Below are 22,158 nucleotides of genomic sequence, written 5' to 3'. Positions count from 1 at the left end.
TAACCATGACCGACAATCTCCGTGTCGCCATCATCGGCGCCGGACGCATGGGCTCCGATCACGTCCAGCGCCTCCACCACCGGATCGTCGGGGCCGAGGTGGCCGCCGTCGTCGACGTCGATCTCCAGCGGGCACAAGCCGCCATCGATGCGCTGCCGGCAGGTTCCCACAACGCCGTCGCCCTTGGCGCCGCAGACGAGGCCTTTGCCCGGGACGATATCAACGCAGTACTCATTGCCACGCCGGGATTCCTGCATGAGGACATCCTCTACAAGGCCCTGGAACGGGACATCCCGATCCTGTGCGAGAAGCCGCTGACCCCCGATTCCGCATCGGCCTACAACGTGGTGCGCGCCGAAGAAAAGCTCGGACGGAAACGGATCCAGGTCGGCTTCATGCGCCGCTTCGACACCGAATACGCCGCCCTGGGGTCGATGATTGACCGCAAGGAGCTGGGCGAGACCCTGATGATCCATTGCGCCCACCGCAATCCAGCAACTCCTGAGGGATTCACCAACGAGATGCTGATCAACGACTCGGTTGTCCACGAGTTCGACGTCGTCCGTTACCTCAGCGGCGAGGAAATCACCTCGGTGCAGGTGCGGCTGGGCCGTAAGACATCCAGCGCGCCCAACGGCCAGCACGATCCCCAGCATGTGCTGCTGGAGACCGAGTCCGGGGTGCTGGCCGACGTCGAAATCTTCGTCAATGCCAAGTTCGGCTACCAGGTCACCACCCAGGTCGCCTTCGAGGACGGCATCGTCAACATCGGCGGCGACGGCGGTCCGTACGTGCGCTCCGGCGGACGCTGGGGAGGACAAGTCACGCCCGGCTTTGAGCAACGTTTCGGGGCGGCCTTCGATGCCGAGGTGCAGTCCTGGGTGGACGCCGCCAAACGTGGAGAAATCGGCGGCCCGAGTGCCTGGGACGGCTATGCCACGGCCGCATGCTGCGAAGCCGGCGTGCAGGCACAGGCCGGTCGGGAGAGAGTCTCCATCAAGCTGGAGCAGAAACCGGCGCTGTACCGCTAACACCAATCACGACCCCATGGGGCCGGCTGAGCACGATGGCCGGCCCCACATTTTTAGCCACTTTTCCCTATGACCTGCAACACAGTGGAGTGATCGCCATGAAGATAGCTTTGGACCCCACCCCTTTCCACCACACCCACGGGTTACTGGAATTTCCGCAGCTCGCTGCAGACCTTGGATACAAGCATCTGCAGCTGACGCCCCACCAGGATTTCATTCCGTTCTACAACCACCCCAAGGCCGATGACGAGTTGGTGGCAGACCTGAAGGCTGCCTGCCGGAAGGCCGGCGTCGAAATCGCCTCCGTGCTCCCGGTCCAGCGCTGGTCCGGGCCGGACCCTGATGCCCGGGAAGCCGCGGTCAGGTATTGGAAGCGCGCCATCCGGATGACGGCCGACCTGGGCGTGAACCAGATGAACACCGAATTCAGCGGCCGCCCGGAGCAGCCCGAAGAATCCGAGCGGGCCTTCTACCGCTCGATGGAGGAGCTGCTGCCCGTCATCGAGCGGGAAGGAATGCAGGTTGCCATCGACCCTCATCCCGACGACTACGTGGAGCAGGGCCTGGCCGCGCTGCGGGTGATCCGCGGGGTGAACTCGCCGAACATCGGGATGGCATACGTCGCGCCCCACACGTTCCACATGCAGGACGCGCCGCTGGACATTATCCGGGCTGCCGGAAACCGGCTGCAGGTGGTCCACATCGCCGACACGATGGATCATCACCGTTCCAACGGGCTGCGGTACATCACCAATCCGGCCGGCAGCCCGGCGCGGGTGCATCAGCATCTGAAGGTCGGCGACGGGGATGTGAACTTCGACGAGCTCTTCTCCGGGCTGGCCGAAAACGGGTTCCTGGATCGGGAAGAGACGGTGATGGCCTCCTGCGTCTTCGCGGAAAACGAAAACGCCGAAGAGGTCTCCCGCTACCAAATGAAATCCATTAACGACTACATCGGCCGGGTGCAGCAGGCGGGCTGACGCGGCCCGGCCACCGGAGCTGAACTGGCGGCACCCCGAACGGCGAAAGATTCATTGGAGGACGGACATGAGCCAGGAAGCTGGACAAACGCAACATCTGAAATTGCCCCCGAACACTCCGGGACCGCATAACAAGCGCCTGGGGCTTGTCGCGGTCATCGCCACCTTCGGTGGCCTGTTGTTCGGGTACGACACAGGGGTCATCAACGGCGCCATTGGGCCGATGGAACAGGATTTGGGGCTTACGGACTTTACAACGGGTCTCGTCGTCAGCATCCTGATTTTCGGTGCTGCCATTGGTGCACTGGCAGGCGGCCGGCTTTCGGACGCCTACGGCAGACGGCACAACATCGTGGTGCTCGCGGTGATTTTCATGGCGGGAACCCTCGGTTGCGTGCTGGCGCCGAATTGGGAACTGCTCGCCGTGTTCCGATTTATCCTTGGCCTGGCTGTCGGCGGTGCGTCGGCGACGGTGCCGGTGTACTTGGCGGAAGTCTCCCCAGTGGAACGCCGCGGCAGCCTCGTGACCCGTAATGAGGTAATGATCGTGTCCGGCCAGTTCGCGGCCTTCGTGATCAATGCACTGATCTTCCAGTTCTGGGGTGAGCACGACGCCGTATGGCGCTACATGCTGGCCGTTGCGCTCCTGCCCGCTATCGCACTGTTCATCGGAATGCTGAGGATGCCAGAGAGCCCCCGCTGGCTGCTGTCCCAAGGCCGAGACGACGAGGCACGCGCAGTGCTGATGCAAGTGCGCGACCCAGAGCGCGCCGACGCCGAAATGGCAGAAGTCCACGCGTTGGCCGAAGAGGAAAAGGAAGCACAGACCGGTGGCTGGGCAGATCTGGCGGTACCGTGGATCCGCCGGCTCATCATCATCGGCATTGGGCTCGGCGTGTTCCAGCAGCTGACTGGCATCAATTCGATCATGTACTACGGCACGCAACTGCTGGAACGTGCAGGATTCTCCGGCAACGGAGCCATCATTTTCAACACGCTCAACGGCCTGTTCGGCGTGCTGGGCATCACCGTCGGCATCTTGCTGATCAACAAAATCGACCGGCGCAAGATGCTTCTCGGCGGTTTCATGCTCACCACCACCTTCCACATCCTGGTGGGGCTGTCGTCGGTGCTGCTCCCGGAGAGCACGTTCAAGTCGTATTTGATTCTCGTATTTGTCGTCGCCTTCGTCTTCTGCATGCAGGGCACCATGGGGCCGCTCGTCTGGCTGCTTCTATCCGAGATCTTCCCCCTCAAGATCCGCAGCTTCGCCATGGGTGTTTGCGTGTTCATGCTCTGGATTGCCAACGCCATCGTTGCGTTCGCGTTCCCGCCGACGGTGGAGGCGCTGGGAATCGGCTCGACGTTCTTCATCTTCGCCGGTGTCGGCGTGTTGGCGATCCTCTTCGTCTATAAGATGGTCCCTGAGACCAGGCACAAGACCCTTGAGCAGTTCGAGGATGATTTCCGCTACGAGCACTCACGATAACGGCTGCAATACTTCGAGAAAGGCTTGGCACAATGACAGTAATGGTTGCCGTCACGGACAGCCCCGAAGGCACGAATGCCCTGGAGTCGGCCGTCGCCGAGGCGCGGTCACTGACAACGGACCTGATCGCCGTCAATCTCACCCTCGGTTCGCTGGACCTTTCAGGGGCCGGCGACGGCGTGAACGTGCAAGTGGTCGATCGCAGCGGACGCGAAGACCGGGACCCGGTCGACGCGGTCCTCGACGAAATAGACACTCACCACCCGGACCGCCTGGTGATCGGCCTGAAGCGCCGCAGCCGGGTGGGGAAGGCACTGCTGGGCAGTGTCAGCCAGCGGCTGCTGTTGGAATCGCCCGTTCCAGTGCTGGCGGTCAAACCTGAACCAGGTAACTAAGAGCGGAAACCCGATGAGGTGAGTCTGTGGTTAAGGGATCGGCCAGTCAGACGCTCGGCGTGCGGGCCTATGCGCTGAGCGCAGATCGACGGTTCCTCATACTGGCGGGTCTAAACTTGTCTTAGAATGTTCAGGAAGGTGCAGTTATGACTATCTCGATCCGGCTTACGCCTGAGGAAGAAGCCCGCCTTGATGGTCTCGCACAGCGAACAGGACGCTCGAAGAGCTTCTACGTGCGGACTGCGCTTCATGAGTATTTGCCGGACCTTGAGGATGCGTTTGAAGCTGATTCGGCCATCGACGCGTTCGAGGCAGGTGGCCGCCGTAGCAGGCCATTGCCCGGGTTGAAGGCTGAGACGCACCAGTGACCCCACGGTGGCATGTTGAGACCACCGTAGAGTTCGATCGTGAGTACAAGAAGCTTGACGGCGCGGTCCAACGTCGTGTGATGGCCTACCTCGAGGAAATCGAAAGTCTTGATGATCCGCGTCAGCGCTGCAAAGGATTTGCTGGCGGCCCTCTCTTTCACACTTCCGCGGATTGAGCCCGGGGGAGCTCCGGGGCGAAGAACTACATTCCATGCCCCGCACTGAACAGGCATGCAGCCGACTTCGGTCAAGCATTTTCAGTCGCATGCTTGTCATCCCGGGACCGAAGGATCGTCCCGGTCAGTGCCATCGACGCGGGCCAGGCGACCATCGTGAGTGCGAACGCGATGGGCCACGCGATAATGAACTGCCGGGGCCATCCGGTCAGCCACTCCATAGATGGTCCCGCGAATATGAGGCCCATGATGCCCGACATCGTGGCGGCCATAATGAAGGTCATAATAACCTGGGAGAGAAAGACACTCTTCTTGTTCATCGTCCGTTCCTTGTCCGGGACGACGGCGCCATCGATGCTCACCGGGGGCGCCGCCGACCCTGCGTTGAGGGATTGGGCGCCTCGGGTTCGCGCCGTGTGGCGCGACTTCATCTCGGGAGTATCGAGGGCTGGAATAACCACACCAGCCAGCATCTTTCAGGCTCTTCTATTGTATCGGATCTTGGCTGCCGGCCAGCGCAATCACTGGCCGGCAGCCGCCGTCGTGCCTGTCTGTTGCTATTGCCGCACGGAAGCAGCAGCTTCCCGGAGCACGCCCGCGGCGACCTCGAGGCCCTCGATCGCGCCGAGGGAGACATCCTCGTGCTCGATGTTCACGGCCATTTCCGGATCCACGTCATGGAGCGCGTGGAGGAAATCCGTCCAGAAGGCCGTGTCGTGGCCGCGCCCGAGCGCCACGAAGTCCCAGGCGGAGTCTTTCGGCCACTCGTTAGCGTATTCGTGGCCGCCCAGTGATGTCCGCTCTTCATCGACTCCGAGGCGCCGAAACCGGTTGTCCAGCACACCGTAGATATTCGCGTTCCGGTTGATCCTCACATCCTTCGCCGCGGCATGGAACACCACAGGTCCCAGGTGCTTCACCGCAGCCACGGGATCCATCCCCTGCCAAAACAGATGGCTGGGGTCCATCTCGGCGCCAATGTTCTCCGCCCCGGTCCGTTCGATCAGTTCGAGCATGGTCGGAGGGCTGAAGACGAGGTTCTGCGGGTGCATTTCGATGGCGACCTTCACGCCATTGTCCGCGGCCAGCTGGTCGATCTCCCGCCAGAACGGGACGGCGACCTCATTCCACTGGTACTCGAGCACATCGAGCGCACCGGAATTCCAAGCGTTGACAATCCAGTTCGGCACCGACGAAGCAGGATCGCCACCGGGCAGGCCGGACATGGTCACCACCCGGGTCTGGCCCAGCGCACCGGCGGCCCGGATGGTGCGGCGCAGGCTGTCCGCCTGCGGCTTCCCGATGGCCGGGTTGGGGTGAAGCGGATTGCCGTTGGCATTCAGCCCCGCCAGGGAGATGCCCTTGTCGGCGAAGATTCCCAGGTAGTCGTCTCGTGCGGACTGGCTGCTGAGGATGTCGTCGATCGGAATGTGCACCGGTGGCAGGAACCCGCCGGAGTTGATCTCGGCCGCTTCGAGCCCCAGGGACTTAATTACATCAAGGGCCTGGGGCAGCGGCCGGTCGTGCAGGATGGCTGTGTAGACGCCGAGTTTCACAGTGATACCTTCTTTCCGTCGGCGCGGGCCGATTCGGCGACCGCTGCCAGCATTTCCATGTTGTGCACTCCCTCGTCGAAGGAGGCGCACACCGGCAGCGCCTCAGCGGCGTCGACTCCTGCGACCTCATCCAGGAAGGACCGTGCCTGGTAGGCGAAGGCCTCGTTCTGGCCGAAACCGGTGCTGGGTGCGTCCATGGCCAGACCACCCGAGAGGTACGGGTGTTCCGGCCCCAGCACGACCTGGCGGTAACCATTCCGCGAGGACGGGCCCTCATTGAGGAACAGTTCGATTTCCGCCGGGCGCCGCTGGTCGAAACGTGCTGCGCCGTTCTCGCAGAACACCTCGAAGTTCAGCGAATTGGCGTGTCCGGCGGCAACCCGCGAGACCTCCAACGCGCCGACACCGTGTTCGAATTCGGCGGAGAATGCCGCGTAGTCGTCATTCTCGACGTCGGCATATTCGTCGCTGACCTCCGCATGGTCATGGCCCATCACGGCGCCGAGCGGCTTCGGTCGGCTGCCGATGGTCGTGCTCAGCTGGCCACCCTGCACCGAGACGGTGCTGCCACTGAGGAACTCGGCGATGTAACTGAGGTGGCTCCCGACGTCGGACAGCGCCCCTGATCCGGCCGCGCCCTGATAGCGCCAGCTCATCGGAGCCTGCGGATCGGAGGCGTAGTCCGTCCAGTACCGTCCGCTGAAGTGCAGCACCTTGCCCAGTACGCCGCTTTGAATGAGTTCGCGAATGTAGGCGATTCCCGGTGTGCGGCGGAAGGTGAATCCAACGCGGGCGATGGCCGACGACGCCGCGGCGGTGGCGGCCATGGCTCGGGAGTCATCCAGATTGTCGCTGAGCGGCTTCTCGCACAGCACATGCTTGCCGGCCGCGAGCAGCCCATCGACGGCTTCGCGGTGCAGCGAGTTGGCAATCACCACGCTGACGACGTCGATATCGTCGGCCTCCGCAATCGCCTGCCATGACGAATCCGTGCGTTCATAGCCAAAGCGCCGCGCCGCCGCCGAACCGAATTCGGGATTGATGTCGCCGATGGACACCAGGCGTACCGGGGGCAGCGTCGGCTTGAACAGGGTGGGAGCGGTGCGGTAGGCGGAGGCATGGGCCTTGCCGGCCATGCCTGCGCCAATTACCGCAACTCCAATACCTTCTGGCATGTATTTCTCCTTTGACGGGGGCGCCGGCATGCAAAGGACCGACTAATCTGGATGCAGCGCATGATTGGAGCGCTCCATCGAGCGTAGGATCGTGTTAATGTCCTGTCAATAGCATTTTCTTGTTTTGGAAGGTGGAACGGTGGTGAAGGGGCAATGAGTTCCACGGCAGGTGGCCGCCCCACGATTTACGACGTGGCGCAGGCGGCAGGCGTTTCCAAGTCACTGGTCTCCCTGGTGCTGCAAGGGTCGCCGAGAGTCAGTGAATCCCGTCGCGAGGCCGTGCAGCACGCCATCGACAAGCTCGGATACCAGCCCAGCAGGGCCGCCAGCACCCTGGCCGGCGCAGCGACACGGACCATCGGCGTCGTGATCGACGACTACAGGAACCTCTGGTTCGTGGACCTGCTGCGCGGGCTGCAAGGCGTCCTGGAGCAACGCGGATTCCGGATCGCGGTGGTCGACAGCGAGCTGAATTCGCAGGTGGACGCCTCGCCGTTGGACGGTTTCATCTCCCTGCGCGTCGACGGGATCGTGATCGCCGCCGAGCCAACGGAAAATATGCGGCCGGTTGAGGGCATCCCCGTTGTGATGGCCGGCAATCGTGCCAGCAGGGTGGCCGGTTCCGACGCGGTGGCCGACGACGACTTCGCCGGTGGCCGGATGGCCACCGACCACCTCTTGGGGTTGGGGCATCGGCACATTGGTCATATGACGGCCGACGGCGAGTCGGCACGGCTGCGCGCCCGGGCGTACGCCGAATGCATGGATTCCGCCGGCCTGGACGCGCCGATGGTGCATGCCGGCGGCGGTGCGAGCGAGGAGAATGGGTATCGGACCGCCCGGGAACTGCTCGATTCCTTCCCGGAGCTGACCGCGGTATTCGCCTCCAACGACACCATGGCGATGGGGGCGTTGGCCGCCGCTAGGGAAGCAGGACGCCGTGTCCCCGAGGACCTGTCCATCATCGGGTACGACAATTCCCCGCTGGCTGGTTCCCACCTGCTGGATCTGACAACTGTCGACGACCATAGCGAACGGGTGGGGGATGAGGCCGCCCGATTCCTGCTGTCCCGGATGGATTCGCCGGAGCGCAAACCGCGGGAAAAGTATGTCACGCCCCATCTGGTGGCACGCTCATCCACCGCACCGCCGCGCTCCGCGTAGGGGGTGCTGCCGCGGAGCCGACGGGTTTCAGTCCCGGCGTCAGCCGGTGAAGGGCAGCCGGGGGTCGATGTCCTGGTCCTCCCAGGTCCGGCGGATCCAACCGTGTGCCGGGTCGTCGCTGATGAGCCATTTGCGGATCGGACCGGGGCCGGCCATCACGTTGAGGTAATACATGTCGTATCCCGGTGTCGCCATGGCCGGACCGTGCCAGCCATACGGCACGAGGACGACGTCGCCGGTGCGTACTTCCGCGTTGACGTCGATGGGCCGGTCGTCGGAAGCGTAGACCCGCTGGTAGCCCATGGCATCGGCGTCGGACGGTGCGGGGGAGTCCTTGGCGACCTGGGTTTCGAAGTAGTAGATCTCCTCGAGCTGGGTTTCGCCTTCGGCCTCTTCGTCGTGTTTGTGCGGCGGGTAGGAGGACCAGTTGCCGGATGGTGTGAGGACTTCACACACTATGAACCGGTCGGCCTCCAGGGCCGCGGGGGTGCCGAAGTTGTGCACTTCGCGGGAGCAATTGCCGGCGCCGCGCAGTTCGACGGGGATGTCTGCGGCCTTGATCAGCCGTTCCGGGTACGTGTTCGACGCCGGTGCCGACGCGACTGCGACCCGGCCGCCGTCGTCGGATCCGATGGTGATGGCGGTGCTGGTGCCTGAATAGAAGACGTCGGTCGGGCCGGCGAAGACCGAGGCGCGCCCGTCGAGCTGATGCGTGCCGGTGGCCGTGGACACGGTGAACGAGCCGCTCAGCGGGATGACGATGCGCTCCTCAGCGGAGGCGGCCAGCTCAGTCTGCTGCCCGGCGTCGAACGCGCCGACCCTGATGCCCGTATGCTTCCAGCCATCCACGTGGGCGCTTGATTCGTCGGCGCCCAGGGATACGTTCCATGCTTCGGCGGAGGCGGTGCCCGCCGGGTAGAACCAGTTGGTCATGTGGTGTCCCTTTCCATCGGTCGTTCGGCCGGCGCCTCAGCGCTCGACCAGCGTCAGTTCAAAGCTGTACGAATCGCCGCGGTAGACATGGCGTCCGGTTTCCACCGCGCGTCCGGTGTCGTCAAAAGCAGTGCGCTCCATCGTCACCAGCGCGGCACCAGGCTCGACCTGTAATTGCTCGGCTTGGTACTCGTTGGCGATCACCGCACCGATGCGTTGCTGGGCCAGGCGGAAATTCACCCCGGCCGAGCGGAGCAGTTCATACAGCCCGTGCTCCTTCAGCATTGCCTCATCGAGTTCGGTGATGTCGTCGCGCACCTGGTTTTCCATCAGTGCCAGGGGTTTGCCATCGACGCTGCGCAGTCGGGTGAAGCGGTAAACGGAAGCGTCGGGCTCCACGTGCAGCAACTCCCGCTCGTGCTTGTCGGCTTCGGTATGCGAGAAAGCGAGAACATCGGTGGTCGGTTTGGAGCCGCCGCGGTTCAGGTCATCGAAGAGGCTGGACAGTTCGAGTGGACGGCGGACCTGGTTGGCCACCACCTGGGTTCCGACACCGCGCTTGCGCACCAGCAGCCCGGAACGGACCAGCTCGTCCATCGCCTTGCGCATGGTGGGACGTGAAAGGTTCAAGTGCTTGGCTAAGTCGATCTCATTTTGCAGCTTGGCGCCCGGTTCCAGGTCGCCACTGTGGATAGCGTGCTCAATGCCCTGCACCACCTGGTGATAGAGGGGTACCGGTGAGCCGCGGTCGATATGCAGATTCATAGCTAGGGACATCTGCGTCTCCTGACGTGTTGTGAGCCAACCTGTTTGTTTGGTTGATAGGACAAGAAAACTTACTTACAGGCTAGCAGTGGAGGGTGCTTCGGGCAGCCCTACTGTCCCACTGGATGCACCGCGACCGGTTGTCCGGTTTCCAGCGATTGCTGGGCGGCGTCGGCGATGGCGGAGGCCGCAACCGCGTCTTCGGGCGTGCAGGGATTGGATCGCACTCCGCGGATCACTTCAGTGAATGCTTCCATCTCCCTGAGGTAGGCATCTTCGAACCGGTTCATGAACTCGGCGTGGGATGTCCCTGTCGGGAAGCCGATGTCGGCCTCGGCGGAACGGAACGCGCTGCGCTCGTCCAGCCCGACCACCATGGTCGATTCGGACCCCTGCACTTCCAGTCGTACATCGTGGCCGGCCCCGTTGTACCTCGAAGCTGTGACCGAACCCAGCGTGCCGTCGTCGAACGTAATCATGGCCATGGCGGTATCCACGTCGCCGACTTCGCCGATCCGGGGGTCGCCCCGGTTGCTGCCGCGGGCAAACACCGAGGTGATTTCCCGGCCGGTGAGCCAGTGGAGAATATCGAAGTCGTGGACGCTGCAATCCCGGAACAGGCCTCCAGAAGTAGCCAGGAACTCGATGGCAGGAGGTCGGGCATCGCAGGTCACGGCACGGAGGGTGTGGATCCATCCGAGCTCACCGGCCTCGAAGGCACGTTTGGCCTCAAGGTAGCCGGAGTCGAGCCGCCGTTGGTGGCCAATCTGCACCACGCCATTCCGGTGGCGGATGTATTCGAGGAGCTCGGGCACCTCGGCGGCGGGGGCCAATGGCTTCTCGCAGAACACCGGAATTCCGGCGTCGACCCCTGCCCGGATGAGGCTGGCATGCGCCGAGGTTCCGGCGGCGATGACCAGCCCGTCAATGCCGGAGCCGATCAGCTCTTGCAGGGAGTCGTATGCCGTCGCGCCAAAATCGGCAACTGCCTTGCTCAGCTGTTCCTCGCTGAGGTCGAAGACGCTGAGCGTGCCGATTCCGGCAGTGGAGGTGATGTTGGCGGCGTGCATCTGGCCGATTCGGCCCAGTCCGACGAGGCCGAGGTTCAGTTCCGGCATGTATTCCCTGCTTCCTGGTTGAGTCCCCAGAATAAAACTGATGTAAGTATGTCCTGACATTCTATCGGATCATTAGTCTTCCGAATCCGGTCTTGCTGCGATTCGGGATTTTGCACCATGCGCGCGCTGGATGGAGAATCCCGAAACGCAGCAGAAGCGGGCATCGCCCCCAGGGCCCGCCTACAGCGCCGGTACGCACTCCCCGCGTCCCAGCTTGGCCAGCCCGGTCAGGTCTCCGGCACCGAACTCGGTCACTTCGAGGTTCGATTCGGCATACATCAGCTGGTCTGGATCGCTGACATGGTCCAGCCCCACCACATGGCCGAGTTCGTGCATCACGATCGCCCGGGCCCGTGAGTATCCGCCGGGGAACCGGGTCAGGTGCTCAATCTGCGGGGCGTCCAGCAGCATGGAGCCGCTGACGTAGGCGGTGGGCGAGCCGCCGGTGGAGACGTATGAGCTGCCGCCCAGGCCAATCGTCCCGCCGGCGACGTCCGGCTCCTCCTGTTCGGTGACCCAGGCAATGAGCACCGGAGCCCAGCGGTCGCCGTACCGCTGCTTCTGCACCAGGTTGCGCCGGTCGACAGGGTTTTCTGTGGTCATGCCGTCGTAGACGAACTGCAGTCCCGTGGCGTTCGAGACACTGGCGATCGCTTCCTCGATCATCTGCATGCCGTCGTCGGGCATGTTTTTACCCCGGACTACATAGTGCACCGGGCGGCAGGGGTCGTAGGCAACATAGTCCTGGGCTCCCTGTCCGGCATTCATGAACCGGTAGGAGTCGCTGCGTTCGGCCAGCGGGGCCGGTGTTCCCAGCGGTTCGCCCTGCATTTCCTGCCCGGGCGGCGGCGGTTCCACCTGGAAGCTGGTCGCGCCCGAATCAGCCGGCTCCAGCAGATTGCCCCCGGCCACCGGGCGATCCTGCTCCGGGGCACCGGGCTGCGGCAGCAGCGACTGTCCCGAATAGAACCAGGCGCCGATGGCCAGCGAGACCACTGTGGCCAGGACGAGGATGTTCCGTAACCAGTGCGACCGACGACGCGGGCGGGCGTATCCGAAAGCCGGCGCCGGCTGCGGCGAGTGGTCACGCCAGTGGTCGGGCTCCGGCCGTTCGAACCCGACTGCTTCGTCCAATGCCCATTGTGGCACCCTGCCGGAGGGGGAACGGCGCACGCCAAATTGCCCGGGGGCCGGCTCGTCGGGTGGCCCCCCGGGTGTCTGCCGTCCGTGATCATCGCCAGCCGGCGGCGTCGGCCCTTCAGTCATCTGTCCCCCAAGGACTGGTTAGATGCTCAATCCTACGCGCTCAGGCAACAGTGACCCCGAACAGCAGCCCCAGCACATACGTGACTGCTGCGGCGCCGTAACCAATCCCCAGCTGGCGCAAGGCCCGCTTGACCGGCGGGGCACCGGAGAGCAGGCCGACGACGGCGCCGGTCGCCAGCAGTGCCAGTCCCACCAGGGCTGCGGCGACGACGGCGGCCGCCAGGCCCTGCATGCCGAAAATGTAGGGCAGCACCGGGATGATCGCCCCGGAGGCGAAGAAGCAGAAGCTGGACAGCGCGGCTCCCCAGCCCGTGCCCACGGCCTGGTGCTCCTGTTGATTCTCCTCCTCTTCGGGTTCCTGCAGTGAGAGGCTGGGATCGCAGTCGCAGTCGTACACGCCCATGCGCTCGGCGGCCCGGTGTTCGGCCGCTTCCTGCGTCATGCCGCGGGCACGGTAGACGAGGACCAGTTCGTTGGCGTCGATGTCCAGCTGCTTCGCCGCCGTGAGCGTGATCTGGGTGGGGCGGGATGCTCGCAGCAGTTCACGCTGCGAGCGGACCGAGACGTATTCGCCCGCGCCCATGGACAGCGCACCGGCCAACAGCCCCGAGATGCCAGCCGCCAGGACGATTCCGCTGCCCACGCCGGTGGCGCTCATCCCGATCACCAAGGCGAGGTTGGAGACCAGTCCGTCGTTGGCTCCGAACACTGCCGCGCGGAAGGATCCCGACAGTCGGTTCCGCCCCCGGGTGGCCAAACCGCGGACCACTTCTTCGTGGATCTGTTCGTCGGCCGCCATGGCGCGCGTGGCGTCGTCGTCCTCGAAGTAAGGCGAGCGGCCTTCTGCGCGCTGGGCCAGGGCGAGCACAAAGACGGATCCAAAGCGTTTGGCGAGAAAGCCGAGTACTTGGTTGCGCAGTGAGGGGCGGCGGGTGGCGTTCGCATGTTCGCCGAGCAGCCGATACCAGTGCTCTTCGTGCCGGCCCTCGGCGCCGGCCAGTTCCAGCAGGATGGCCCGTTCCTCGCCGGTGCGCTTGCGGGCCAGATGGCGGTACACGGCCGCCTCTGCCTGTTCATCCGCCAGGTACTGCTGCCAGCGGCGAATGTCGGACGGACGGGGTTTCTCTTCCGGTCCGTGGTGGGATGTTTCGGTCACAGCTTCTCCTGATCGGCAAAACTGGCCAAAATGCTGCACTCCGGCCAGTGACGCACCGCGTGTGGCAGGTGCGCCCGTTCTGACCGAAGGTCTCGCTCGCCCGGTTCCGCCGGGTGGGCTGCCGGGCCGTGGCGGCCAGTATGTCGACAGACCTCTGCGCCTGATTCGGCCCGTGGGCGGAACTCAGGCAGTGGGAGCTACTCCCCTTCGCCGTCTCCATTCTACAGGACAGGGCGCCGGCAGGGGCTGGTCAGCGGCTCAGGCCCGGGTCTTCATACCTCGATGGTGCGCCGGCACAGCCCGGCGTGTTCGAGCGGGGTGAGGCTGAACAGTGTGTACCGGAACAGCCCGGACTCGTCGATCCGGGGAACTGCGAGGCACCGGTTTCGTGGCCGCCAGGCGACCTGTCCGGTGGACGCGGCGAGGGCTGCGCTCAACCGACCGGCGTCATGGTTCCACATGAGCTTCGGCGTCCCGGCAACTATGAAGTGGACAGTTCCCCAGTCAGGTTCCACCTTGGGGTGCACCGGGGCGGCAATTTCGGTGCTCCCGCGCCTTGCCTGGGCGATGTGTACGGTGTGGCCCGGCCAGTGAAGGATGCAACTGCCGGTCCGGCTCGACGCCGCGAACTCAACCAGCTCCTGTTCCACGGTTCAGCCCGCCCGTCCGTGTATTAGCGGAACCAGGCTGAAATGCACCGGCTCGCCCGTGCGGTTTTCAGCACTGGCGACCGTGATGGTCAGCACCTCGAGGTAGGGGCTCCATTGCGCCGGCTTGACTGCTTGGCGCAACGCGCCTTCGATCCGCCACGGCTCCGGGTGGAAATACTCCGCCCATCCGCGGGGCAGCGCGAAACCGACCGTCCCGTTGTAGAGGTTCACGGCGGGCAGCACGCCGATCTGCTTGGCGGGCGCAGGCGCGGGCGGAGTGGCCGAAGCGCCGGATGGAGCCGAAGGGGCCGATGAGGTGGGCGTGGGCCGCGGGACCGGCGTGGACCGCTCAGCGGGGTTCAGGTCGGCCGGGTCGATGCAGTAGTCCGCGGAATCACGGTGGGGGAGGACGGAAGTTTCGCTGGACATGGCCAGCTCCTTTCGCACGTTGCTCTTGCCCGCAACGGTTGATGCAGGCCGCTTCGTCATCCGAACCACCCGTCGAACATGGGGTTGGTGTGCGGCCAAGTCGGAGCTTGTTGCCCAAGGGAGCGGGCCGCATCTCGTGAAGCTGTTTGTCACTATAGCCGACGACGGCGGTGGGCTGGTTTCATTGCGCAAAGTTACGTCCGTCCCGCAATAGTTGCGGAACGGACGTAACGAGGTGGGGCAAGGGCCTTGAGCTTGCTACTCGCCGATGTCTTCGGCCCAGAGCTGTGGTTGCTCCCCGATGAAACGGCCCATTAGTTCGATGCATTCGCGGTTATCGAGCACCGTGACTTCCACTCCGGCCTGCCGCAGCCGGGCCAGGTCACCTTCGAACGTTTCGGCTTCGCCGATCACAACCGTGGGGATCTTGAACTGCAGGATTGCTCCCGTACACATCGCGCACGGCGCCAAGGTGGTGTACAGGACAGTGTCGGCGTAGCTGCTCTGCCGGCCGGCCTGCCGCAGGCACGCGATTTCGGCGTGCGCGGTGGGATCGCCCTGCTGCACCCGCTCGTTATGCGCCGAGGCCAGCAGTCGTCCACCCCGGGCCAAAGCCGAGCCGATGGGGAGCCCGCCGCCCTGGTAGCTGCTCCGCGCGGCGGCCACGGCGGCGTCGAAATGATGCTCATTCACGGCTGGCACCGTCCGAGCCAACCGCGCCGTCAGATCCTGGTGCCCGGGGCGCGTCTGAAGGCGCGGATGCCTCCTGCACCTGGTCCTGGGCCACCCGCAGAATAGCCTCATTGCGCCGCAGCCGCCTGATCAGATTGACGAACATGATGATCAGGATAAAGGCCAGCGGAAATGCCCCGATGATGGTTCCGGTCTGCACTGTGCCAATGACCGAAACCCCGCCGAGCGTCAGCAGCGCCACGGTGATGGCGGCGATACTGGCCACCAGCAGCACCCGGAAGCCCTTGCTGGGACTCTTCGATGAGGCCACGAAGCTGGACAATGCGTGGACCCCGGAGTCCAGGGAGGTGATGTAGTAAGTGGCCACCAAGATTGTGGCGATGACCAGCAGCACCGTTCCAACCACCGGCACGTAGTCGAGCATGGCGAACAACCCGCTCTCCGTGCTTTCGGCGACCTCGTCCGAGATCGCGCCGTCGTCGTTATTGTCGTAGTACAGCGCCGCGCCCCCGAGGATGCCGATCCAGACCATCACGATCAGCGACGGCACCACCGTCACTCCGAGGATGAATTCCTTGATGGTCCGGCCCCTTGAGATGCGGGCGATGAACGGGCCGACGAAGGCCGAGAAGGCAATCACCCAGCACCAAATAAAGACGGTCCACCAGCCGGCCCAGCTGTCCTGCCAGGCGCTGATCCCTTCGGCCGCGACCGATGATTCCGACCACAGGCTCATTGACAGGAAGTTCTGGAAGAAGACCCCGAAGGTTTGCAGCAGGGTCGAGGCCAGGAACACCAGCGGGCCAAAGACCAGCACCGCGATAACGAGCACGATACTCAGCACGGAGTTGATTTCGCTGATCCGTTTCATCCCCTTGCTGATCCCGAAGTAGACCGAGACTGCTGTCAGGGCGCCGAAGGCGACGATGACGCCGATCCACACCGGCATCGTTGACTCGATCCCGGTGAAGGATGTCAGCCCGTAGGTGAACTGCAAGGTGGCGAAGCCAAAGGATGTGGCGAGCCCGAGCACGCAGGCCAGGATGGCAAGCAGTTCGAGGACGAGGCCGACGGCGCGGCGGGACTTGGCCGGGAAGAAGTCCACCACAGCGTCCCGGAACGTGAGCTTCTTGCCCAGATTGAAGTGCGAATAGGCCAGGCAGATGGCCACGATGCAGTACATGGCCCAGGCGGTCAGTCCCCAGTGGAAATAGGCCCAGGCGACGGCGCCGTCGCCGGTATTGGCTTCATTGCCCGAAAAGAGCGGGCTGCCGCCCTGGAGCATGATGGGCTCGGCCACGGACCAGAAGATCAGCCCGATGCCCTGCCCGCAGGCGAACAACATCGAGTACCAGGCGAACTTGCTGTAGTCCGGTTTCGCTTTCGGTCCGCCCAGCCGGACGCGTCCAAACCGGCCGAAGGCCAGCCACCCGCAGATGCCAAGGGCCAGCACCGAGTAGAGCACAAAGAACCAGGTGAAGTATTCGGTCACGAAGGTGCGCCCGGCGCTGATCGCCTATGCCGCCACATCCGGCACCACGATGGCGAAGGTCAGGATGGCGATGATGCCGATGACGGCAAGCCATTTGATGATTGTGTCGTCGACGGCACGCTGCTTCCTCGCAACTGGCGGCTCGGTTTCGAGTATGTCGCCATCGGGCGCGTCGGCTTGGGGCTCGTGGGGGCCCGGGGCGTCGCTGCGGGCGGGCACCTGTTCCTTTTGGTTTTGGATCATCGTTGATCGTTCCTTAGTTCTTTCTGCAGTGCCGACGCCATTCCTGTGGAGGCACGCTTGAGCAGAATTTCTCCCTTGTCGGCGGTGGCGTCGGCCGCGGACGAGAGGCACCCCGATGCCGGCGTGAGTTCCGGCCGGACCGGAAGCACGTCGTAGTTGGGCAATTGGGCCGGGGCGATGTCCTCCACCCGGTCCATGTTGACCATTTGCGGGTAGAGGTGCAGCATCAGCGACGTCTCGAGGACGCCGCCATGTTCGAGGTCCCATCCGGTGAAACCGTTGGGGTAGAGCTCATTGATTGTGATGTCGTCGACAAAATCCCAGTAGGAGAGCAACACGACCTTCAGGTTTTCCACACCCTCGGCGCGGAGTTGGCGAAGGGCCAGGTCCACGCCCTCGTAGAGGAACTGGTAGTTCTCGAAGTGTCCATTAATGAAGGCGAGCTTCCGCGCGCCGTGCCGGGCGAATTCGGCGGTCAGGGAGCGGGCGATGGCTGTGACGATTGCCCCGTCCAGGCTGGTGGTTCCGGGCAGGTGATTGCCGCCGCCGGAACGCTGCTGGGACTTGTAGCCATAGGTGATGGGGGAGGCCACCAGCCCGTCCATCTGCTCCGCGGTGGCGCCGGCCATCCGGCGGGATAGCAGCGCATCGACGTTCAGGGGCAGGTGGGGCCCGTGCTGCTCGATGGCACCGGCGGGTATAAGCACCACGCCTCCGTTGGCGGAGAGCCGCTGCTGGTAGGTGAATGCGTCGAGTTCGTCCAGGTATACGTTCGTGGTGGCGGGCATTTTTGCCTCCGGTGTTCTCGGCTGTGACGGCTATGACGACGGCGGCAGCTTGGGCAGTTGCCGTGCTGCCGCCGTCGTCGTTGCAGCTCTAGGCTTCGATGATGTTGTGTTCCGGGCCGTAGCCGAACTTGGTGATGTTCTCTACATCTTCCTCGCCGACCACCAGGATGTCGTGTTCGCGGTAGCCGCCGGCGCCCGGCTGGCCATCGGCCACGGTGATCATCGGTTCCATGGACACGACCATTCCCGGTTCCAGCACGGTGTCGATGTCCTCGCGCAGCTCCAGGCCGGCTTCCCGGCCGTAGTAATGGCTGAGCACGCCGAAGGAGTGTCCGTAACCGAAGGTGCGGTTGGGCAGCAGTCCGTGGGAGACGTAGATTTCGTTCAGCTCGGCCGCGATGTCCTTGCAGACCGCGCCGGGCTTGATCAGTTCCTGTCCGCGGTTATGGACCTCGACGTTGATGTTCCACAGTTCGAGGGAACGCTGATCGGGCTGGCCCAGGAACATGGTCCGTTCCAGCGCCGTGTAGTATCCCGAGGTCATCGGGAAGCAGTTCAACGACAGGATGTCGCCGCGCTGCAGCTTACGGGTGGTCGCCCAGTTGTGAGCGCCGTCGGTGTTGATGCCGGACTGGAACCAGACCCAGGTGTCGCGGACCTCCTGATCCGGGAAGGTGGCCGCGATCTCGTGGACCATGGCCTCGGTGCCGATCAGCGCGACCTCGTACTCGGAGATGCCCTCGCGGATGGCGGCCTTGATCGCCTCGCCGCCAAGGTCGCCGATGCGGGCGCCGTGCTTGATGACCTCGATCTCCTCGGCGGACTTGAACATCCGCTGGCGCATCGCGTCCTGGGAGACGTCGACCAGCTCCGCACCCTCGAAGGCGCCCTGGATCTTCTGGCGCGTCAGCAGCGGCAGGAAGTCGTCCTCGACACCCAGCCGGCGGGCCTTGACGCCGCGCTCGCGCAGGGCCTCCTGCAGGCCGAAGTAGAAGTTGTCGCGCTTCCAGTCGGTGTAGACGATGTTCGCGCCGTAGCTGGTGCGCCACGGCATGCCGGCGTCGATGTTCGCCGTGACGGAGACAGAGTCTTCGGCGGTGACGACCAGTGCGTAGTTCCGGCCGAACGTCGTGTACAGGAAGTCAGAATAATACTTGATGCCGTGGTAGCTGGTCAGCACGACGGCGTCGAGGTCCTTGGCGGCCATGATCCGGCGCAGCCCGCTCAGGCGGCGCTCGAACTCGGAATCGGAGAAGGTCAGCGGCTGCTTGCTGCCGTTGTGCAGCACCTTGAGGCGCTCCAGCTCGGAAACACTGGTGATGCGTTCATCCACGGTTGTCATGTTTGTTAATCCTCTTTCGACATTCGCACAATCCTGGCTGCCATTCAGTCCGGGCAGTTCGGTATTAAGTTGCAATCACCGCAACTCGGTTGCATCAGATTACGAGTGATCGGGGTCACTGTCAATAGGTGGGTCGAATCAGGATGCCGATACGATGAATGGCACTATGAATCCACAGCCTGATGCCGCACCCAGCACCGGTTCCGACACCCGCGGAACCTCCGTCATCGAGAACACCATTGCCGTGCTGCGCTGTTTCAGCAGCGCGTCGCCGCTGCTTGGTGTGACGGAGATTGCCCCGGTTGTCGGGCTGCACAAGAGCACTGTCTCGAGAATTCTTGCCGCCCTGGAGCGGGAGAATGTCGTGGAGCGCGACTCGAGCCGCCGCTACCGGCTCGGACTGGGTATCATTGCGCTCGCCGGGCCGTTGCTGGCCGACATGGATGTGCGGCGCGCCGCTTATCCGGTGCTGCAGGAACTGTCCGAAACCACCGGCGAAACCAGCGCGCTGCTGGTGTGGAACGGCGCCGAGGCGATTTCCGTGGAGCAGGTGCCCAGCAGGTTCGAGGTGAAGCACACCTCCGACCTGGGAACCCGCTACAACACCGCCTCCAGTTCCTCCGTGCAGGTGTTCCTGGCGGCCGAAGGTGAACAACGGACGCGTGAATTGCTCCAGGACCACACCGTGAACAATGTTCCCGGTGGTGATGACCAGCTGGACGCCTATCTCGAACGGCTGCACGAAGTGTCCAGGCGCGGATATGCCGTCAATTTCGGCGAAACGTCGCCCCAGGAAGTGGGAATAGCGGCGCCGGTGCAGGATCACCGGGGGGCGACCGTGGCGGCCGTGATGACGCCGGCGCCCAAGTTCCGGATCGAAGAGGACAATGTGAAAACTATTGGCGAGGCCTGCGTCCGCGCCGCCCGTCAGGTCACCCAGCGGCTCGGCGGCACATAGCCGGGTGAATGGAGTGAAGGATCTATTCCGTTCGCTGCGCCCGGTGCCTAGCCTTGGTGTATGTGCAGGAATATTCGGACACTCCATAACTTCGAACCGGCGGCGACCGACGAAGAGATCCACGCGGCCGCACTGCAGTATGTGCGCAAGGTCAGCGGCGGTACCAAGCCGTCGCGGGCGAATCAGCAGGCCTTTGATGACGCCGTGGAGGAGGTGGCAGCGGTGACTGCCGACCTCCTCGGCCGGCTGACGACGTCGGCCCCGCCCAAGAATCGCGAAGAGGAGGCGGCCAAGCATAAGGCCCGCTCCGCGCAGCGATTCGCCACCGCCTGACCGGCCTCACAGGTCTCACGCCGGGCGACCGGGCAACGTGGCCCGCGCCCGGTTTCAGCCTGTTCCTCGCGCTCGATTGCTCCGGCCCGCCTGCCTGATGGGCGCATCCTGCGCGTCAGATCCAGCCTGCACTTCTGCACTGTGAAGCCCCGGCACTGTCTGCCCTGACCCATTGACAGTGACGGGAGCCACATCTACGGTTGGTGCAACTCAGTTGCGACTATTGCAACTCCACCGAAGATGGGTAGAACTATGAGTGAACAATCAACTCCAACGGCTGCGACTGCGCATCGGCGGAAAGCGGATGATCCGGGGCAGGCGGCACAGCAGGCACCGCAGCAGGCACCGGAGATCGTGGACGGGAAGACCCGGCGCCGCGTGGTTGCTGCCAGCTTCATCGGTAACTTCGTTGAATGGTTCGACTACGCGGTCTACGGCTACCTCGCGGCAACTATAGCGGCCGTATTCTTTCCCGAATCAGCCGGCGAGACGGCTCTGCTGGCCACCTTCGGGTTGTTCGCGGTCTCCTTTATCGTGCGTCCGGCCGGAGGCTTTATCTGGGGCCATATTGGCGACAAGGTGGGACGGCGGACCGCGCTGTCGCTGTCCATCCTGATTATGTCGATGTCGACCTTCGCCATCGGCCTGCTGCCCAGCTACGCCGCCGTCGGCGTGCTGGCGCCGTTGCTGCTGCTGGCGGTGCGGATTGTGCAGGGGTTCTCCGCTGCCGGCGAATATGCAGGTGCCTCCGTCTTCCTGGTCGAATACGCGCCCAAAGGCAAGCGCGGCCTGTTTGCCGCCGTCGTTCCGGCCAGCACTGCCACTGGTCTGCTACTCGGTTCGCTGATGGCCGCGATGCTCTACGGTGTGTTGCCGGCCGAGGCCATGGAGAGCTGGGGATGGCGGATTCCGTTCTTCCTCGCCGCGCCGATGGGCATTATCGGACGGTTCATCCGCACCCGGCTGGAAGATACGCCCGCCTTCCGCAATCTGGCCCAGGAGGACGACGTCGTCAAGGCCCCCGTGCGTGCCATGTTCCGCAATCACTGGCGGACCCTGCTGATTGCCATCGGCGCAGTGCTGCTCAACGCCGTCGGGTTCTACATGCTGCTCAGCTACATGCCGACGTACATGACCCAGGAACTCGGGTTCGATTCCACACAGGCCTTTATGGCGACCACGTTCGCATTGATCGCCTACATTGGCTTCATTTTCCTGACCGGGCATGCCTCCGATCGCTTTGGACGGAAGAAAATGCTGATCAGCGCCTCGGTGCTGTTCATCGTCTTCACCGTGCCGGCGTTCATGCTGCTCGACACCGGAAGCTTCGCCGTGGTGGTGCTGGTCCAGATGGCACTGGGAGCCATGCTGACCCTGAACGATGGAACGCTGCCCAGCTTCCTGGCTGAAATGTTCCCCACCTCCATCCGCTACAGCGGGTTCGCGGTCAGCTTCAACCTGTCCAATGCGCTCTTCGGCGGCACGGCGCCCTTCATGGCCACGCTGTTGATCGGCGTACTGAACACCAGCCTCGCACCCGGCTGGTACCTGATGGCAGCCGCGGCCATAGCACTGAGCGCGGTGCTGTGCGCCAAGGAAACCTGCGGGGCGCCGCTGCGGGACAAGTGACAACTGGTTCACGCGATACCAGAGAAAGA

24 protein-coding genes and 1 riboswitch are annotated in these 22,158 nt (G+C 63.9%); of the genes, 9 read left to right on the top strand and 15 right to left on the bottom strand.

All coding sequences use genetic code 11. The features are described 5' to 3' along the window. The first annotated feature begins 5 nt into the window (after positions 1–5). The 5 genes from H535_RS0114560 to relB all read left to right on the top strand — a co-directional run bounded on the left by H535_RS0114560 (position 6) and on the right by relB (position 4,263). Positions 6–1,031, top strand: coding sequence for a Gfo/Idh/MocA family protein (locus H535_RS0114560; RefSeq protein ID WP_026820132.1), 1,026 nt, complete (start codon positions 6–8; stop codon positions 1,029–1,031). A gap of 98 nt (positions 1,032–1,129) precedes the next feature. Continuing rightward, on the top strand, positions 1,130–2,011 hold the full coding sequence (locus tag H535_RS0114555; RefSeq protein ID WP_026820131.1) for a sugar phosphate isomerase/epimerase family protein: 882 nt from the start codon (positions 1,130–1,132) through the stop codon (positions 2,009–2,011). 67 nt (positions 2,012–2,078) lie between these two features. After that, complete coding sequence (locus H535_RS0114550; protein ID WP_051299351.1) at positions 2,079–3,500, top strand: sugar porter family MFS transporter; 1,422 nt, start codon at positions 2,079–2,081, stop codon at positions 3,498–3,500. A 32-nt stretch (positions 3,501–3,532) separates the two neighbouring features. Further along, a complete protein-coding gene (locus H535_RS0114545) occupies positions 3,533–3,895 on the top strand; it encodes a universal stress protein (protein ID WP_026820129.1) in 363 nt (120 codons plus the stop codon). 146 nt (positions 3,896–4,041) lie between these two features. Next, entirely contained in the window at positions 4,042–4,263 is a 222-nt protein-coding gene (relB, locus tag H535_RS0114540; protein WP_026820128.1) for a type II toxin-antitoxin system RelB family antitoxin, read from the top strand. Positions 4,264–4,510: 247 nt separating this feature from the next. On the opposite strand, the gene H535_RS29660 is transcribed toward relB, so the two are convergent. From H535_RS29660 to H535_RS0114525, 3 genes are all read right to left on the bottom strand, one after another. Beyond that, positions 4,511–4,900 (bottom strand): DUF2798 domain-containing protein, encoded by a 390-nt coding sequence (locus H535_RS29660; RefSeq protein WP_211236602.1) that lies wholly within the window; start codon positions 4,898–4,900, stop codon positions 4,511–4,513. A 96-nt stretch (positions 4,901–4,996) separates the two neighbouring features. Further along, a complete protein-coding gene (locus tag H535_RS0114530) occupies positions 4,997–5,995 on the bottom strand; it encodes a sugar phosphate isomerase/epimerase family protein (RefSeq protein WP_026820126.1) in 999 nt (332 codons plus the stop codon). After that, positions 5,992–7,170, bottom strand: coding sequence for a Gfo/Idh/MocA family protein (locus H535_RS0114525; RefSeq protein ID WP_026820125.1), 1,179 nt, complete (start codon positions 7,168–7,170; stop codon positions 5,992–5,994). The genes H535_RS0114530 and H535_RS0114525 overlap by 4 nt, the downstream gene beginning before the upstream one ends. A 153-nt stretch (positions 7,171–7,323) precedes the next feature. Between H535_RS0114525 and H535_RS0114520 the strand changes: the two genes are divergently transcribed. Beyond that, positions 7,324–8,334, top strand: coding sequence for a LacI family DNA-binding transcriptional regulator (locus H535_RS0114520; RefSeq protein ID WP_026820124.1), 1,011 nt, complete (start codon positions 7,324–7,326; stop codon positions 8,332–8,334). A 39-nt stretch (positions 8,335–8,373) separates the two neighbouring features. Here H535_RS0114520 and iolB read toward each other — a convergent pair whose 3' ends face one another. The 12 genes from iolB to H535_RS0114465 form a co-directional block, all read right to left on the bottom strand. Further along, the gene (iolB, locus tag H535_RS0114515) at positions 8,374–9,267 is read right to left on the bottom strand and encodes a 5-deoxy-glucuronate isomerase (protein WP_026820123.1); all 894 of its coding nucleotides are present in this window, start codon (positions 9,265–9,267) and stop codon (positions 8,374–8,376) included. Positions 9,268–9,303: 36 nt separating this feature from the next. After that, on the bottom strand, positions 9,304–10,044 hold the full coding sequence (locus H535_RS0114510) for a GntR family transcriptional regulator (RefSeq protein WP_026820122.1): 741 nt from the start codon (positions 10,042–10,044) through the stop codon (positions 9,304–9,306). A 98-nt stretch (positions 10,045–10,142) separates the two neighbouring features. Then, on the bottom strand, positions 10,143–11,150 hold the full coding sequence (locus tag H535_RS0114505) for a Gfo/Idh/MocA family oxidoreductase (protein WP_026820121.1): 1,008 nt from the start codon (positions 11,148–11,150) through the stop codon (positions 10,143–10,145). A gap of 180 nt (positions 11,151–11,330) precedes the next feature. After that, entirely contained in the window at positions 11,331–12,416 is a 1,086-nt protein-coding gene (locus H535_RS25690; protein ID WP_051299349.1) for a matrixin family metalloprotease, read from the bottom strand. A gap of 40 nt (positions 12,417–12,456) precedes the next feature. Continuing rightward, a complete protein-coding gene (locus H535_RS0114495; RefSeq protein ID WP_026820120.1) occupies positions 12,457–13,572 on the bottom strand; it encodes a VIT1/CCC1 transporter family protein in 1,116 nt (371 codons plus the stop codon). Positions 13,573–13,844: 272 nt separating this feature from the next. Next, a complete protein-coding gene (locus H535_RS0114490; RefSeq protein ID WP_026820119.1) occupies positions 13,845–14,222 on the bottom strand; it encodes a hypothetical protein in 378 nt (125 codons plus the stop codon). 3 nt (positions 14,223–14,225) lie between these two features. Then, on the bottom strand, positions 14,226–14,651 hold the full coding sequence (locus tag H535_RS27890; protein ID WP_051299347.1) for a hypothetical protein: 426 nt from the start codon (positions 14,649–14,651) through the stop codon (positions 14,226–14,228). Positions 14,652–14,667: 16 nt separating this feature from the next. Continuing rightward, positions 14,668–14,793: riboswitch (SAM riboswitch) on the bottom strand. A 116-nt stretch (positions 14,794–14,909) separates the two neighbouring features. Next, a complete protein-coding gene (locus tag H535_RS0114480; protein WP_245580327.1) occupies positions 14,910–15,344 on the bottom strand; it encodes a nucleoside deaminase in 435 nt (144 codons plus the stop codon). Next, complete coding sequence (locus H535_RS25680; protein ID WP_342667735.1) at positions 15,337–16,857, bottom strand: BCCT family transporter; 1,521 nt, start codon at positions 16,855–16,857, stop codon at positions 15,337–15,339. Before H535_RS25680 ends, H535_RS0114480 begins: the two co-directional genes overlap by 8 nt. 3 nt (positions 16,858–16,860) lie before the next feature. Then, entirely contained in the window at positions 16,861–17,079 is a 219-nt protein-coding gene (locus H535_RS29975) for a hypothetical protein (RefSeq protein ID WP_051299343.1), read from the bottom strand. Continuing rightward, positions 17,076–17,867 carry a creatininase gene (locus tag H535_RS0114470; protein ID WP_026820117.1) on the bottom strand — a complete coding sequence of 264 codons (792 nt, stop codon included), beginning with the start codon at positions 17,865–17,867 and terminating at the stop codon, positions 17,076–17,078. Before H535_RS0114470 ends, H535_RS29975 begins: the two co-directional genes overlap by 4 nt. Before the next feature lie 88 nt (positions 17,868–17,955). Then, on the bottom strand, positions 17,956–19,209 hold the full coding sequence (locus H535_RS0114465) for an aminopeptidase P family protein (protein ID WP_026820116.1): 1,254 nt from the start codon (positions 19,207–19,209) through the stop codon (positions 17,956–17,958). A 166-nt stretch (positions 19,210–19,375) separates the two neighbouring features. On the opposite strand from H535_RS0114465, the gene H535_RS0114460 reads away from it, so the two are divergent. From H535_RS0114460 to H535_RS0114450, 3 genes are all read left to right on the top strand, one after another. Beyond that, positions 19,376–20,167 (top strand): IclR family transcriptional regulator, encoded by a 792-nt coding sequence (locus tag H535_RS0114460; protein WP_026820115.1) that lies wholly within the window; start codon positions 19,376–19,378, stop codon positions 20,165–20,167. A 60-nt stretch (positions 20,168–20,227) separates the two neighbouring features. Further along, positions 20,228–20,500 carry a DUF2277 domain-containing protein gene (locus H535_RS0114455; protein WP_026820114.1) on the top strand — a complete coding sequence of 91 codons (273 nt, stop codon included), beginning with the start codon at positions 20,228–20,230 and terminating at the stop codon, positions 20,498–20,500. A gap of 252 nt (positions 20,501–20,752) precedes the next feature. Next, positions 20,753–22,129, top strand: a complete 1,377-nt coding sequence (locus H535_RS0114450) for an MFS transporter (RefSeq protein ID WP_026820113.1) — start codon at positions 20,753–20,755, stop codon at positions 22,127–22,129. The last annotated feature ends 29 nt before the right edge of the window (positions 22,130–22,158 follow it).

Source organism: Arthrobacter castelli DSM 16402, assembly GCF_000430705.1.
GTDB lineage: Bacteria > Actinomycetota > Actinomycetes > Actinomycetales > Micrococcaceae > Arthrobacter_C > Arthrobacter_C castelli.
This window is presented reverse-complemented; position numbering and strand designations above follow the sequence as displayed.

Coding starts and splice junctions, on each gene's coding strand:
- H535_RS0114560 (WP_026820132.1), top strand. CDS start 6: ATGACCGACAATCTCCGTGTCGCCATCATCGGCGCCGGACGCATGGGC.
- H535_RS0114555 (WP_026820131.1), top strand. CDS start 1,130: ATGAAGATAGCTTTGGACCCCACCCCTTTCCACCACACCCACGGGTTA.
- H535_RS0114550 (WP_051299351.1), top strand. CDS start 2,079: ATGAGCCAGGAAGCTGGACAAACGCAACATCTGAAATTGCCCCCGAAC.
- H535_RS0114545 (WP_026820129.1), top strand. CDS start 3,533: ATGACAGTAATGGTTGCCGTCACGGACAGCCCCGAAGGCACGAATGCC.
- relB (WP_026820128.1), top strand. CDS start 4,042: ATGACTATCTCGATCCGGCTTACGCCTGAGGAAGAAGCCCGCCTTGAT.
- H535_RS0114525 (WP_026820125.1), bottom strand. CDS start 7,170: ATGCCAGAAGGTATTGGAGTTGCGGTAATTGGCGCAGGCATGGCCGGC.
- H535_RS0114520 (WP_026820124.1), top strand. CDS start 7,324: ATGAGTTCCACGGCAGGTGGCCGCCCCACGATTTACGACGTGGCGCAG.
- iolB (WP_026820123.1), bottom strand. CDS start 9,267: ATGACCAACTGGTTCTACCCGGCGGGCACCGCCTCCGCCGAAGCATGG.
- H535_RS0114510 (WP_026820122.1), bottom strand. CDS start 10,044: ATGTCCCTAGCTATGAATCTGCATATCGACCGCGGCTCACCGGTACCC.
- H535_RS0114505 (WP_026820121.1), bottom strand. CDS start 11,150: ATGCCGGAACTGAACCTCGGCCTCGTCGGACTGGGCCGAATCGGCCAG.
- H535_RS25690 (WP_051299349.1), bottom strand. CDS start 12,416: ATGACTGAAGGGCCGACGCCGCCGGCTGGCGATGATCACGGACGGCAG.
- H535_RS27890 (WP_051299347.1), bottom strand. CDS start 14,651: ATGTCCAGCGAAACTTCCGTCCTCCCCCACCGTGATTCCGCGGACTAC.
- H535_RS29975 (WP_051299343.1), bottom strand. CDS start 17,079: ATGATCCAAAACCAAAAGGAACAGGTGCCCGCCCGCAGCGACGCCCCG.
- H535_RS0114470 (WP_026820117.1), bottom strand. CDS start 17,867: ATGCCCGCCACCACGAACGTATACCTGGACGAACTCGACGCATTCACC.
- H535_RS0114465 (WP_026820116.1), bottom strand. CDS start 19,209: ATGACAACCGTGGATGAACGCATCACCAGTGTTTCCGAGCTGGAGCGC.
- H535_RS0114460 (WP_026820115.1), top strand. CDS start 19,376: ATGAATCCACAGCCTGATGCCGCACCCAGCACCGGTTCCGACACCCGC.
- H535_RS0114455 (WP_026820114.1), top strand. CDS start 20,228: ATGTGCAGGAATATTCGGACACTCCATAACTTCGAACCGGCGGCGACC.
- H535_RS0114450 (WP_026820113.1), top strand. CDS start 20,753: ATGAGTGAACAATCAACTCCAACGGCTGCGACTGCGCATCGGCGGAAA.